Raw genomic sequence first — 13,667 nt, 5'->3', positions numbered from 1 at the left:
CAGTGGTACCGCTACTGGCTTTTTCTTATTTATCTAGATATAAAAAAAGAGCGAGTAATCTCGCTCTTTTTTGTTTTCGTTAACTTAGAAACTAGTCTTGTTTCTCGTCAGCGACTACTCGAGAGTTGTCAGGTGTCGCGAAGTGTTCAGAAAGCTCTTTGTTCGAAACAATATAGCCAACCCACAACGCACCCAAACAGATCACAACGGCAATACCCGTCGCGCTTAGTGCTTGGCTAGCCATTGCCGCGACCAATGCACTTGATAGGCCACTGATACTGATTTGCAGGCTGTTTTGTAGACCAGCAGCTGTTGCTGGGCTCTGTTTAGCGCTTGATAGAGCACGGTTTACTACGATTGGGTAAAGTGCGCCGTTTGCGACAGCAATCAAACAGAAAGGCGCAAGTAGAGGCCAGATTGACGTCAGTTCCCACTGTGATGCGATAAAGATAAGCATCGCCGCTACACTGAACAAACCGATAAGGTTTCTTAGTACAACGCCATCGCCATATTTCTTCACTGCTTGCTTACCGAAGTAACCACCCGCCATGAACGCGATTGTTTGTGGGATAAAGCTCAAACCGATGTCTTTTGCTTCATAACCTAGTTGAGCCATGATCTCTGGCATACCTGTTAGGTAAGCAAAGAACGCTGCAGATGCTGACGCAAACATTAAAACATTACCCATGTAAGGCTTTGATTTAAGCAACATCTTGATGTCTGTCTTAATCGATGTCTGTTTTACTTCAGGCGCTTCTTTTGGTTGAGCCATTGTTGTCGCCACTAGCAGTGCACCCATCAAGGTTAATGTGATGAAGATGCTGTGCCAACCAAAACTATCCGCCAGTAACACACCTAGCTGAGGTGCTAGTGCAGGAGATAGCGCAACCAAAGGCATGATGGTTGCAAAAATTTGTTGGCTACTGCTTTGTGAGTAACGCTTGATAACCATTGCTTGCCAGATTACCGCTGGAGCACATACACCGATCGCTTGAATGAAGCGTAGTGTCAGTAGGTGCCATACCTCGGTGCTGAATGCCAAGCCGAATGAAGCCGCAGTAAAGATAACAAGACCAACCGCCAACGTATTACGGTGACCATACTTGTCACTCGCTAGGCCCCAAAGAAGCTGACCCATTGCCATACCGCCAAGGAATACCGTTAGAGACAGAGCAATTTGCTCTGGGCCGGTTGCGAAATCAACTTCCATTGCCTTAAATGCAGGAAGGTACATATCGGTCGCAATAAAGCCAAGCATTGAAAGAACTGCAAGGTAGACCAATTGAAATTTAGAAATATTCATAAGATGCCATTAAGCTAAAAGTAGTGATGTATTTATCATCAAAAAAATTGTTTGATAGACAGAAGTTAAAGCCCCTGTTTATTTATGCTGACATTCTATTTTTCAGACCTGATAAAATAAAACGCTAAAATATGTAGTTATCAATCAAAAAATTTGAAGGCTTATGTTCTCTAAATCCTCTTTAGAAATGCTCGATACGGTAGCGCGCTTGGGCAGTTTTACCGCGGCGGCTGAGCAGTTGCACAAAGTGCCCTCGGCGATCAGTTATGGTGTCAGACAGGTCGAACAAGAACTGGATGTGCTGCTTTTCAGGCGTTTACCGAGAAAGGTTGAGCTCACTCCGGCAGGTGAACTGTTCATTGAAGAGGCACGTGCGTTACTGAGACAGATGGAAGAGGTCAGTGCTCAGACTCGCCGAGCAGCGCGTGGTTGGAAGAAAACCTTGCGCCTAACGCTCGATAACGTGGTTAAGCTCGATAAGATGAAGCCGATGATTGAAGAGTTCTATCAAACCTTTGAGTTTGCAGAGCTTCAGATCAACATGGAGGTGTTTAATGGCTCTTGGGAAGCGATTGCACAGGGCAGAGCGGATATTGTGATTGGCGCAACCTCAGCGATTCCGGTCGGTGGCGACTTTGAGGTTAAAGATATGGGACGCCTAGATTGGGCGTTTGTAATGTCGCCCAGTCACCCGTGTGTGCGAGAGCAAAACCTCAACGAAGAATTTGTTAGCCAGTATCCCGCGATATGTTTGGACGATACCTCTAGTGTGCTCCCTAAGCGACACACAGGCCATTACTCAAATCAAAGACGCCTATTGTTACCTAACTGGTATAGCGCCATAGAGTGTCTTAAGAATGGAGTTGGGGTGGGTTATATGCCGAGGCACATTGCCGCGCCAATTATCGAGCAAGGCTTGCTGGTGGAAAAAATACTGCCTGAACCGAGCCCGCAGAGTCATTGTTGTTTGGTCTGGCGAAAAGACGATAACCATAAACTGATCGAATGGATGGTGAAGTACCTAGGATCGAGTGAGCAACTTCACCAAGATTGGTTGGATCATCGCAAGGCGATCTAATGATCTGTTTACAAGAAGATCCTTTTCAAGCTTAAGCTGAATCAGCATCAATAAAAAGAGCGAGTAAAAACTCGCTCTTTTGGGTTTGATAGTTTAATTCTTAAGACAAGAAGAACTTGTAGGAAGGGTTATCGGTTTCATCTTTACACTGATAACCAAGCTCTCGTAAATGTGTTGAGAACTGAGCTAAATCATCATCGCCAAGTTCGAAGCCACACAATACGCGACCATAATCGGCACCGTGGTTACGATAGTTGAACAGGCTGATGTTCCAGTGGGTACCTAAGGTATCAAGGAACTTAATCAAGGCTCCTGGGTATTCAGGAAACTCGAAGCTGTATAGGCGCTCTTTCAATGGTTTTGATGGTTTGCCGCCAATCATATAGCGAATGTGTAGTTTTGCCATCTCATCATCAGAAAGGTCGACGACTGGATATCCGCCCTCACGTAGGTCATTGATGATGTGCTCAAGTTCTTCCTGACCACCTTGCAGACGTACACCAACGAAGATATTCGCTAGGCTTTCGTCGTTGTGGCGGTAGTTAAACTCCGTCACCGCTCGGCCGCCAATAATATTGCAGAACTCTAGGAACGCCCCTTGTCGCTCAGGGATAGTCACCGCAAGCAGACCTTCTCGCTTCTCACCTAGCTCACAACGTTCAGAGACATATCGCAGGCCGTGGAAGTTGGTGTTAGCACCAGACAGTACCGTTGCCAATTGCTTGTCTTGCAGTTGGTTTTGTTCTGCAAATTTCTTCAAGCCAGCCAGAGCAAGTGCTCCTGAAGGTTCAGCAATCGCACGAGTGTCTTCAAAGATGTCTTTCACCGCCGAGCAGATCTCATCACTAGAGACTGCAATGTGACCGTCAATGTACTGTTGGCAAAGACGGAAGGTCTCTTCGCCAATGCGTTTAACCGCCACACCATCAGCAAACATGCTGACCTGATCCAGTACCACAGGTTCACCAGCATCGAGAGCTGCTTTTAAGCATGACGAATCTTCTGGTTCTACTGCAATGACTTTAATCTCTGGCATCAGCTGTTTTACTAATACAGCAACACCCGCAGCTAAGCCGCCACCACCAACCGGCACAAAGATATAATCCATGTGACCGTTTTGCTGCAGCATCTCCATGCCCATAGTACCTTGCCCTGCAATCACCAGTGGGTGATCGAAAGGAGGCACAAAGGTAAAGCCATGTTCAGCAGAAAGACGCTCGGCTTCTGCCTTGGCTTCATCAAAGTTGCTGCCGTGTAGAACCACTTTACCGCCAAATCCACGTACCGCATCAACCTTGATGTCTGGTGTGGTTTTTGGCATCACAATCGTGGTTTGAATACCAAGCTTAGAACCGGACAGCGCCATACCTTGAGCATGGTTACCTGCCGATGCTGCAATCACACCTGCGGCTTTCTGTTGCTCTGAAAGGCTTGATACCATGTTGTAGGCACCACGTAGCTTGAACGAGTGGACCGGCTGACGGTCTTCACGCTTTAGCTGAACCTGATTACCAATGCGAGCACTTAAGCGAGGCATCTCTTGCAGAGGTGTCACGATTGCGGCTTCGTAAACTGGCGCTCTCAGGATCTGACGCAGATAATCTGCGCCAGTTTGTTTTTGGGGACTGACCGTGTCATCACTCATAGACTAGCCCTCTAGCTTAGACTTATCACGCACGGCGCCTTTGTCGGCACTGGTCGCCATGCTTGCGTAAGCTTTCAGTGCGAAAGACACTTCACGCTGACGGTTTTCTGGTTTCCAGCCTAGTGCGTCTTGCTTAACACGACGCGCTTCTAGTTCAGCTTCAGGCACATCAAGTGTGATCGAACGGCTAGGGATGTCGATAGTGATGATATCGCCAGTGTTTACTAGACCAATCACACCGCCACTTGCTGCTTCTGGAGAAGCGTGACCGATAGACAGACCCGATGTACCACCCGAGAAACGACCATCTGTTAATAGAGCACAAGACTTGCCTAGACCCATAGATTTTAGGTAAGTGGTTGGGTAAAGCATTTCTTGCATGCCCGGACCACCTTTAGGACCTTCGTAACGAATAACAACCACTTCGCCCGCTTTCACTTTGCCACCTAAGATGCCATCAACAGCACTATCTTGGCTTTCAAATACGATAGCAGGACCTTGGAATTTCAGGTTCTCTTCATCAACACCTGCTGTCTTAACGATACAACCGTCAACGGCGATGTTGCCTGAAAGTACGGCTAGGCCACCTTCTTGGCTGAATGCGTTCTCTTTGGTACGGATACAACCATCGACGCGGTCATCATCCAGGCGATCCCAACGACAATCTTGTGAGAAAGCTTTGGTAGTACGGATACCAGCAGGGCCTGCGCGGAAGAATTTAAGCACGGCTTCGTCTTCTGTCTGCATGATGTCGTATTGAGCAAGTTGCTCTTGCATGCTTAGACCAAGAACGGTGCGAGTTTGGTTGTTCAATAGGCCAGCACGATCAAGCTCACCTAGGATAGCCATTACGCCACCAGCACGGTGAACGTCTTCCATGTGGTATTTAGGTGTTGAAGGCGCAACCTTACATAGGTGTGGAACGCGGCGAGACATCTCGTCGATATCACCCATATCAAAGTCAATTTCACCTTCTTGAGCTGCCGCTAAAAGGTGAAGTACTGTGTTACTTGAACCCCCCATCGCGATATCTAGCGCCATAGCATTATCAAAGGCTGCGCGGTTAGCGATGTTGCGTGGCAGTGCTGATTCGTCGTCTTGCTCGTAGTAACGCTTAGTTAGGTCAACGATACGTTTACCTGCATTGATGAACAGCTCTTCACGGTCTGCGTGGGTTGCTAGCATAGAACCGTTACCTGGCTGAGATAGACCAAGCGCTTCTGTTAGACAGTTCATTGAGTTCGCTGTGAACATACCTGAACATGAACCACATGTCGGACACGCAGAACGTTCTACTTGCTCACTTTGCTCATCAGAAATCGTTGGATCGGCACCTTGAATCATTGCATCAACAAGGTCTAACTTGATGATTTGATCGGAAAGCTTGGTTTTACCTGCTTCCATTGGGCCGCCTGATACAAAGATCACTGGGATGTTAAGGCGCATTGCAGCCATCATCATTCCCGGAGTGATTTTGTCACAGTTAGAGATACATACCATCGCATCCGCACAGTGAGCATTCACCATGTACTCTACTGAGTCTGCGATAAGCTCACGTGATGGCAGTGAGTACAGCATGCCACCGTGACCCATTGCGATACCATCATCAACTGCGATGGTGTTGAATTCTTTAGCGATACCGCCTGCTTTCTCGATTTCACCTGCTACCAATTGACCCATATCTTTAAGGTGAACGTGGCCTGGTACGAATTGAGTGAAAGAGTTTACAACTGCGATGATTGGCTTACCGAAGTCATCATCTTTAACGCCAGTTGCACGCCATAAAGCGCGCGCACCAGCCATGTTGCGTCCGTGGGTAGTCGTTGCTGAACGATAGATTGGCATTGCTTAAATCCTTATAAAATATTTGGCTGTTGCTTACTTAGTTGTTTGCGTTTGGTTTTCTGAAGTTTGGTCTGCTGGGTAAACGTAGTCTAACCAGCCCCACTTATCTTCAGTGGTTCCATTGAATAGACCAAAGTAAGCCGCTTGAACTTTTTCAGTGATAGGACCGCGTTTGCCTTCACCTACTGTAATTTTGTCTACGCTGCGAACCGGAACGATTTCCGCCGCTGTGCCTGTCATGAATACTTCATCGGCAAGGTATAGCGCTTCACGAGCAATGTTCTCTTCACGGATCTCATAACCCATGTCTTTTGCTAGTGTCATGATCGAATCACGCGTGATACCCGGCAGAATCGCACTGGTCGCTGGTGGTGTGGATAGCACGCCGTTACGTACCACAAAGATGTTCTCACCAGCCCCTTCAGAAAGGTAACCATCAACACTCAGTGCGATGCCTTCATCGTAACCATGACGGCGAGCTTCGCCACCAACTAATAGTGAAGATAGGTAGTTACCACCGGCTTTTGCTGCGGTTGGGATGGTGTTTGGAGCGGCACGGTTCCAGCTAGAAATCATTGCATCAACGCCGTTTTCTAGTGCTTCTTCGCCTAGGTAAGACCCCCAAGGGAAAGCAGCGATGATCAGTTCCATCTCAGTATTTTCTGGCGGGCAGACACCCAAACCAACGTTACCTACGAAACCTAGAGGGCGGATGTACGCTGACTCTAGCTTATTTTGGCGTAGCGTTTCGCGAGTCGCTTCCATAATTTCTTCCTCAGTGTAAGGAATAGGGAAGCGATAGATTTTTGCTGAGTCTTTTAGGCGCTTAGCATGTTCAGGGTGACGGAAGATAACCGGCCCTTTTGGTGTGTTGTAACAACGAACACCTTCAAACACAGAAGTACCGTAGTGCATTGCGTGAGTCAGGACGTGAACGTTCGCCTCTGCCCAAGGAACCATCTCACCGTTAAACCAAATATAGTCTGCTGTTTTAGCTGTCATGTTTGCGGTTCCTTATGCGTTTATCTTTTGTTGTAAGTTGTTGTTTGGCAGTTCATTACGGCTGATCGAGATAACGTCAACGGTACGTACATCCCACAGCTTTTCGATTTGGTTTACCAAGAACGAGATCGGACGGTCACTGTCTACGATGATCTCAACACTCGCCACTTTGCTTTCGTGGTTTTGAGTGCCCGCAACTTGCTTAACAATGAAGCCACGGTGGCGGATAACACGAAGAACACGCTCTAGTAGTACAGGCTTATCATCGGCTTTGATGTCTAATAGGTATCTTTTCATGTTATGTGTTCTCCAACATCTCACTGTTTGAAGCACCTGGCGGTACTAGTGGCCATACGTTCTCTTCTTCATCGATAAGAACATGAAGTAGGTAAGCGGTTTTGCTTTCTAGCATCTCTTTCAGTGCTGGCTCTACTTCTTCTTTGCGCGTGATGGTTTTACCCGGGATATCGAAGGCTTTCGCTAGCATCACGAAGTCTGGGTTGTCATCTAGGATGGTTTCACTGTGGCGGCCATCGAAGAACAACGATTGCCATTGGCGAACCATACCCAAGCGAGAGTTGTTTAGAAGCACCATCTTCACTGGGATTTGGCGGCGTTTCAGTGTGCCAAGCTCTTGCACGTTCATCATGAACGAGCCATCACCAGAGATTAGAATAGATTGGTCATCAGGACGCCCAACCGAAGCACCCATTGCAGCTGGCAAGCCAAAGCCCATGGTGCCTAAACCGGCAGAGGTAATGAAGTTCTGTGGATCGCGAGGCTGAATGTGCTGAGCTGCCCACATTTGGTGTTGGCCCACATCAGTCGATACGATAGAGCTTGCTGGCATCATGTCTGACAGTTGCTTCAACAGCAGTGGAGCAAAAATCAGATCACCAGGGTGGTCGTAACGCCATTTGAATGAGCTACGAAGACCTTCAGAGTGATGAACCCAAGAGGAGATGTCTTGGCTTAGCTCTAGTTGAGGCATGATCTTGTTGATGTCACCGCGAATTGGCGCATTGGCAAGACGCAGTTTGCTGAACTCAGCGGCATCGATATCGATATGGATAACCTTAGCATGCGGCGCAAAGGTATCGAGTTTGCCAGTTACTCGGTCATCAAAACGAGCACCGACAACAATCAACAGGTCACTCTCTTGAACCACAAGGTTAGCGGCTTTAGTGCCGTGCATACCCAGCATGCCAAGGTAGTGTGGGTCGTCACGTTCGATAGTGCCCAAGCCTTTCAGTGTGCTTACTGCTGGCATTGGGTTTAGGCGTAAAAACTCACGAACCGCATCGGTTGCTTTAGCAAGTTGAACACCACCACCTACGTATAAAACAGGACGGGTCGCTTGAGACAAAAAGTACTGTGCCTGTTCAATGGCATCAGTTGTCGCAACAGGAATTGCGGGTGGAGTAAATTCAGGAAGAGCGTTAACAGGTGCTTCTGCTAGTTGAACGTCTTTAGCGATATCGACGATAACCGGGCCAGGGCGGCCAGACTTTGCTACCACAAACGCTTCAGCGAGGGTTGGAGCTAGCTCTTCAATATCAGTTACTAGGTAGCTGTGTTTAGTACATGACAGAGACATACCAATCACATCCATTTCTTGGAATGCATCGGTACCAATGTGGGAACTTGCAACCTGACCTGTGATAGCAACCAATGGGATTGAATCCATAAAGGCATCAGCAAGGCCAGTGACTAGGTTGGTTGCACCTGGTCCCGAGGTTGCCATACAAACAGCGACATCTTGTGTTGCTCTAGCCATGCCGATCGCGGCCATAGCGGCGCCTTGCTCATGGCGACATAGGATATGTTCAACCCCGCCGTCATAGAGTGCATCGTAGATTGGCATGATGGCACCACCGGGGTAACCAAATACGGTCTCAATTCCTTGTTGCTTGAGTGCGGATACGACTAGTTCTGCGCCTTTCATCGGAATTCTCCCGTATTACCTTTATTTTGGTAACTGTTTCCTTTGTCTCTGCACATCTTGTGCTCCCATTCTTCCTGTAAATCGGCAAAGCCGAAAATGCTCAAAAATATAAAAATCGAATGTTTAAATTAGAAAAAACCCCCGGACTTGTCAGTGCGGGGGTTTTTTCTAATTCGTGGTTACTTTCTTCCCACTCGCCCCCGCGCAGTCTTAATAATGACTACGATAATCAGGTTAATCAGTGCGTAAATGCGAGCGTTAAAAATCATAATATTCGAGTTTTCTCGTTTATTGTCTTCAGTAAATGTCTACATCTCTAGTGTTATCACACAAATCTGCCGCATGACAAGGGAAATGTCATTCTTTTTTCACATTAAAATACCATTCCACCAAGCTATATAACAACCTTATCGCTTTGGTGAGCAACGAATATCCAGAGCGAATACTTTTAAATCAAAGACAAAGGAAAGTTATGGGACTCGCGATAATTCATAGCCGAGCTAGTGTGGGTGTAGAGGCGCCAGAAGTGACCGTTGAGGTGCATATAAGCAACGGAATGCCTGGCTTCACGCTGGTGGGTCTACCTGAAACAACGGTCAAGGAATCTAAAGATCGAGTGAGAAGCGCGATCATCAATTCTCGCTTTGAGTTTCCATCGAAAAGAATCACGGTTAATCTCGCCCCAGCCGATTTGCCCAAAGAAGGTGGCCGTTTTGACCTGCCCATCGCGCTTGGGATTTTGGTGGCGTCAGATCAGCTTCCGACATCAAAAATAGCTCAACATGAATTTATCGGTGAGTTGGCATTGTCAGGAGAACTTCGCTCGGTAAAGGGCGTTTTGCCTGCGACGTTAGCCGCCGACAGTGTAGAGCGATGCTTAGTTGTCCCACATCATAACGGTGATCAGGCTGCGCTGGTGGGCAAGGGAGCGCATAAATCTGCACAAACCTTGTTGGAGGTTTGTGCTGACATGTGTGGACAGGCTCAGCTTGGGCTATATAGAACGGAACATCATCAGGCTGATGTTTCAGTGCTTCGCGACCTACAAGATATTATCGGCCAACAACAAGGCAAGCGAGCTCTAGAGATAGCCGCTGCTGGGAATCATAACTTATTGTTTCTTGGCCCACCCGGAACCGGAAAAACTATGCTCGCTTCTCGACTGCGTGACCTATTACCTGAAATGAGTGATGACGAAGCGATGGAAACCGCGTCGGTGGCCTCGTTAACGCAACAAGAAATCAATCAATACAACTGGAAGCAACGACCTTTTCGCTCTCCTCACCATTCCAGTTCAATGGCGGCATTAGTGGGTGGTGGTTCGGTGCCTCGCCCCGGAGAGATCTCTTTAGCGCATAACGGCTTATTGTTCTTAGATGAGATGCCGGAGTTTGAGCGCAAGGTGCTTGATTCATTACGAGAGCCACTAGAGTCGGGCGAGATCATTATCTCCCGTGCTGCGGGCAAGACTCGTTTTCCTGCGCGTTTTCAATTGGTCGGTGCACTTAACCCAAGTCCAACGGGTTATTACGAAGGTAACCAGGCGCGCGCCAACCCACAGATCATCCTGCGTTACCTCAATCGCTTATCTGGGCCCTTGCTGGATAGGTTCGATATGTCATTGGAGATACCTCTGTTGCCAAAAGGAATGTTGGCCGAAGGCGGTGATCGCGGTGAAACCACTCAAGTAGTTAAGCAAAGGGTTAGGCAGGCGCGAGAGTTAATGCTATCTCGCAACCATAAATCGAATGCACTGTTAGGTAGCCGAGAAATTGAGAAGTATTGCCCACTGCGACGCGAAGATGCAGAGTTTCTTGAGACAGCACTACATCGCTTGGGTTTATCGATTCGTGCTTATCATCGAATTATTAAGGTGGCACGAACCATTGCCGACCTTGACGGTAACGAGCAGATCGAAAAGAAACATCTATCAGAAGCGCTAGGCTATCGCGCGATGGATCGCTTGCTGAAACAACTCACGGCTCAAGCTGTCTAGCAAGCAGAAAAAGCCTGCTTAGATGCAGGCTTTCGTTGGATTGCAGTTCATACTCGCTAAGGTTAGAACTTGTAGTTCAAGCCAACTGAAACTATATATTGAGACTCGTCGTAGAAGGTAATGTTCGAGTCGCTGGTGCCGTAGCCTGCCAGTGAAATAAACGACCAGTTTTCCCAATCCATGAATTGATCATACTCATAGGCGGCGAATAGGTTGATATTGTCGTCGCTGCGTTTCTTGTCGTAGATCGGGTTGCTCGCATCGTAAGAGCGTTGGTTGTAACCCGCTGTTAGTGCGTACTTGTGACGCCCCATGCCACCAAACAAGCTTACCTCACCACCGAATTGGTCGTAAGATTCAGCTTTACCATCAGCATCACGTGTTTGATAGATGACGGATGGAATAAGCATCATGGTACGACTAAGTGGCAGGCGATATTGACCTTTCAAGTAGAGAGTATTGGCATCTCGTTTGAGCTCTTGATCTTGAATATCATCCTTGTCGACATCTTTGGTCGCATAGGCCATGTCTAGCGAGAAAGCTGAGCCCGCAATGTTGCTTAGCTTCAAACGAAACGCATTGCCAGTTTCATCGGTCTTGGTGCGAGCTGATGTGGTGTTGTATGGATCAGCCCAAGTTTCACCAGACATAATGGTTGGCAGCAGTGAAGCGTCGATCACCATGCCTGACTCAAGTTGGTATTTGTAACCGACTTCGAGAACTACAGTACCTGTTGCTACATCATCTCGCGCGGTACCTGTGTATACCTGATGGTTTAGCTTTTCACCAAAGGTATAAGCAACACTACCTAAAGGAGCAACCAGAAAAGAGCTTTCCGAAGAAGCCTTCTGATCTGTGGATGAAAGATTGCTATCAGCATCGGTATTAAAGTTCGAGGTGGAAGAGGTAACCCCGGTATTGAGAGAGATTTCACCACTGAAACCTTGTTGGTCTGCAAGCTTGGCAAAAGCGGGAGAAGCCGCAACGCTCAATGCCAAGAGAGTTATTTTTATTTTCATTCAAGGGCTCCTTGCCCACCGGTTCTTAGGACGGGTTATTAATAGCAGTAAAGCTTTAAACTTCCAGGTTAATTATTTATCAATAATGATTTTTGAACTAGCAAAAAAAAAGGAAGCCGAAGCTTCCTTTCATCAATGGCTTACTTCTTTAATAAGAAGTTCACGAGCTCGAAGTACTCATCAAGAGAGTTGATACCTTGAGCTTCTACTAGGTAGCGGTTGTTAACCACAACAGCGGGTACACCTGAAAGGCCGCTGTCTTTGAATGCTTTGTCGAAGCGACGAACCATAGAATCTACAGCAAAGCCGTTATACGCAGCATCGAATTTCTTCGCATCAACGCCTTCGTCTAGGAAGATTTGACGCAGTTCTTCTTCATCACGTGGTGGCTTGTTCATTGTGTGGATGCGGTTAAACATCACTGGCACCATTTTATCTTCAACTTTCAGTGCAATCATTGTCGCGTAAGCTTTGCTCATTGGCAGACCCATGTTGCCACCCATGAATGAAACATGGTTCTTCTGTAGCTTAGCGTCTTTAGGTAGCTGTTGTTTTAGCTGCTGGATGATTGGCTCAAAGCTATTACAGTGTGGGCAGTAAAAAGAGAAGAACTCTGTCACCATTGGTTTTTTTGATGCTTCTAGGTCGAGAACTTTGTAGTGTTCACCTTCGTTAAATTTCGCAGCGTGAGCGGTAAGGCTCAACATGATCAATGAGAAAAATGCGAATAGCTTTTTCATTTATCCAATCTCCATTATGTTTGAATTTTTATCTAGTTGTATGTTGCGATTGCTGTTACCACTGAGGCATTAACGAAAGTGGTGGCTCTTGCAGGGTAGCAATTTGCTCTTTACAAGCAAGTACTTGTTGCTCCCAATATTTCGGATCATTAAACCACGGGAAGGCCAGAGGAAACGCAGGATCGTGCCATCGTTTCGCCAACCATGCCATGTAATGCACCATACGTAGACCGCGTAGTGGTTCGATTAGTTTCAGTTGTGCGGTATTAAAATCGCAAAACTCTTGGTAACTCTCTAGCAAAATATCCAGTTGCATCAGCTTATCTTGGCGCTCGCCATTGAGCAGCATCCACAGATCTTGTATCGCAGGGCCGTTACGTGCGTCATCAAGATCGACGAACATTGGCCCATCGCGCCACAAAATATTGCCAGGGTGGCAGTCACCGTGCAGGCGGATATTCTCAATGTTGCTCGGCCACTGGCTCTCTAGCTCTTTGATCAGAAGGTCAACGTCATTGAAGAAGGCATTTTCTAGGTGCGTCGGGATAAACTGAGAGTTCTCTAGAATCTTACGTGGCTGATAAAGGTATTCATCTAAGCTGATGGTCGGGCGATGCTGGAATGTTCTTCCCGCGCTGGCTTTATGAATACGACCAAGAAAGCGTCCTACGCCTTCCAATTGATCTAGATTGTCAACTTCATACTGTCTGCCGCCAACACTTTCAAATAGTGCAAATAGGTAGCCTTGGTATTCATGTAAGGTTGCACCGTTGATTCGCATTGGAGGCGCAACCGGCATCTCTTGTTCGATAAGCTCGAGTGCGAAGTCATGCTCTTCTTGGATCTGTGCCTTGTTCCAGCGTTGTGGACGGTAAAACTTAACGACGTAGCGCTTACGGTCTTCATCGGTGAACTGATAGACACGGTTTTCGTAACTGTTGAGAGCGAGAAGCCCGGATTCAGCGCGAACTCCGATGCTCTCCAGTGCGTACCACATGAAGTCAGGAGTCAGGTTATCAAAGTTAAAGGCTTGCATCGTCATAGAATAAAAAAGGCTCATTACTGAGCCTTTTTCCATTTATTGGGTTGTTATA

At 47.3% G+C, this 13,667-nt stretch carries 11 protein-coding genes; 2 read left to right on the top strand and 9 right to left on the bottom strand.

The features are described from left to right. Positions 1-91: 91 nt before the first annotated feature. Positions 92-1,303, bottom strand: a complete 1,212-nt coding sequence (gene punC / locus AB4507_RS11755; RefSeq protein ID WP_017063021.1) for a purine nucleoside transporter PunC — start codon at positions 1,301-1,303, stop codon at positions 92-94. A gap of 163 nt (positions 1,304-1,466) precedes the next feature. Between punC and punR the strand changes: the two genes are divergently transcribed. Continuing rightward, a complete protein-coding gene (gene punR / locus AB4507_RS11750) occupies positions 1,467-2,381 on the top strand; it encodes a DNA-binding transcriptional activator PunR (RefSeq protein ID WP_017058788.1) in 915 nt (304 codons plus the stop codon). A 100-nt stretch (positions 2,382-2,481) separates the two neighbouring features. On the opposite strand, the gene ilvA is transcribed toward punR, so the two are convergent. From ilvA to ilvG, 5 genes are read right to left on the bottom strand one after another with little or no spacing between them, the layout of a single operon-like run. Further along, positions 2,482-4,026, bottom strand: coding sequence for a threonine ammonia-lyase, biosynthetic (gene ilvA / locus AB4507_RS11745; protein ID WP_372182724.1), 1,545 nt, complete (start codon positions 4,024-4,026; stop codon positions 2,482-2,484). A 3-nt stretch (positions 4,027-4,029) separates the two neighbouring features. Next, positions 4,030-5,871 carry a dihydroxy-acid dehydratase gene (ilvD, locus tag AB4507_RS11740; RefSeq protein ID WP_372112118.1) on the bottom strand — a complete coding sequence of 614 codons (1,842 nt, stop codon included), beginning with the start codon at positions 5,869-5,871 and terminating at the stop codon, positions 4,030-4,032. A gap of 33 nt (positions 5,872-5,904) precedes the next feature. Further along, positions 5,905-6,873 carry a branched-chain amino acid transaminase gene (locus tag AB4507_RS11735; RefSeq protein WP_017063017.1) on the bottom strand — a complete coding sequence of 323 codons (969 nt, stop codon included), beginning with the start codon at positions 6,871-6,873 and terminating at the stop codon, positions 5,905-5,907. 12 nt (positions 6,874-6,885) lie between these two features. Then, a complete protein-coding gene (gene ilvM / locus AB4507_RS11730) occupies positions 6,886-7,170 on the bottom strand; it encodes an acetolactate synthase 2 small subunit (RefSeq protein WP_017055442.1) in 285 nt (94 codons plus the stop codon). A gap of 1 nt (position 7,171) precedes the next feature. After that, positions 7,172-8,818, bottom strand: a complete 1,647-nt coding sequence (gene ilvG, locus AB4507_RS11725; RefSeq protein ID WP_017058784.1) for an acetolactate synthase 2 catalytic subunit — start codon at positions 8,816-8,818, stop codon at positions 7,172-7,174. Between the two features lie 472 nt (positions 8,819-9,290). Between ilvG and AB4507_RS11720 the strand changes: the two genes are divergently transcribed. Next, complete coding sequence (locus AB4507_RS11720) at positions 9,291-10,814, top strand: YifB family Mg chelatase-like AAA ATPase (RefSeq protein ID WP_017058783.1); 1,524 nt, start codon at positions 9,291-9,293, stop codon at positions 10,812-10,814. A 62-nt stretch (positions 10,815-10,876) separates the two neighbouring features. Here AB4507_RS11720 and AB4507_RS11715 read toward each other — a convergent pair whose 3' ends face one another. From AB4507_RS11715 to AB4507_RS11705, 3 genes are all read right to left on the bottom strand, one after another. After that, entirely contained in the window at positions 10,877-11,833 is a 957-nt protein-coding gene (locus tag AB4507_RS11715) for a DUF2860 domain-containing protein (RefSeq protein WP_017066751.1), read from the bottom strand. Positions 11,834-11,973: 140 nt separating this feature from the next. Further along, entirely contained in the window at positions 11,974-12,573 is a 600-nt protein-coding gene (locus AB4507_RS11710) for a thiol:disulfide interchange protein DsbA/DsbL (protein ID WP_017063015.1), read from the bottom strand. Between the two features lie 55 nt (positions 12,574-12,628). Next, positions 12,629-13,615, bottom strand: coding sequence for a serine/threonine protein kinase (locus AB4507_RS11705; RefSeq protein ID WP_017058781.1), 987 nt, complete (start codon positions 13,613-13,615; stop codon positions 12,629-12,631). Positions 13,616-13,667: the final 52 nt, after the last annotated feature.

It is taken from the genome of Vibrio sp. 10N.222.54.A3 (assembly GCF_041474095.1).
Classification (GTDB): Bacteria; Pseudomonadota; Gammaproteobacteria; order Enterobacterales; family Vibrionaceae; genus Vibrio; species Vibrio crassostreae_C.
Note: the sequence above shows the minus strand (reverse complement) of the source record. Positions and strands in the feature narration are given on the sequence as shown.

Excerpts from the sequence above, each read along its gene's own strand:
- punC (WP_017063021.1), bottom strand. The coding sequence starts at position 1,303 with ATGAATATTTCTAAATTTCAATTGGTCTACCTTGCAGTTCTTTCAATG.
- punR (WP_017058788.1), top strand. The coding sequence starts at position 1,467 with ATGTTCTCTAAATCCTCTTTAGAAATGCTCGATACGGTAGCGCGCTTG.
- ilvA (WP_372182724.1), bottom strand. The coding sequence starts at position 4,026 with ATGAGTGATGACACGGTCAGTCCCCAAAAACAAACTGGCGCAGATTAT.
- ilvD (WP_372112118.1), bottom strand. The coding sequence starts at position 5,871 with ATGCCAATCTATCGTTCAGCAACGACTACCCACGGACGCAACATGGCT.
- AB4507_RS11735 (WP_017063017.1), bottom strand. The coding sequence starts at position 6,873 with ATGACAGCTAAAACAGCAGACTATATTTGGTTTAACGGTGAGATGGTT.
- ilvM (WP_017055442.1), bottom strand. The coding sequence starts at position 7,170 with ATGAAAAGATACCTATTAGACATCAAAGCCGATGATAAGCCTGTACTA.
- ilvG (WP_017058784.1), bottom strand. The coding sequence starts at position 8,818 with ATGAAAGGCGCAGAACTAGTCGTATCCGCACTCAAGCAACAAGGAATT.
- AB4507_RS11720 (WP_017058783.1), top strand. The coding sequence starts at position 9,291 with ATGGGACTCGCGATAATTCATAGCCGAGCTAGTGTGGGTGTAGAGGCG.
- AB4507_RS11715 (WP_017066751.1), bottom strand. The coding sequence starts at position 11,833 with ATGAAAATAAAAATAACTCTCTTGGCATTGAGCGTTGCGGCTTCTCCC.
- AB4507_RS11710 (WP_017063015.1), bottom strand. The coding sequence starts at position 12,573 with ATGAAAAAGCTATTCGCATTTTTCTCATTGATCATGTTGAGCCTTACC.
- AB4507_RS11705 (WP_017058781.1), bottom strand. The coding sequence starts at position 13,615 with ATGACGATGCAAGCCTTTAACTTTGATAACCTGACTCCTGACTTCATG.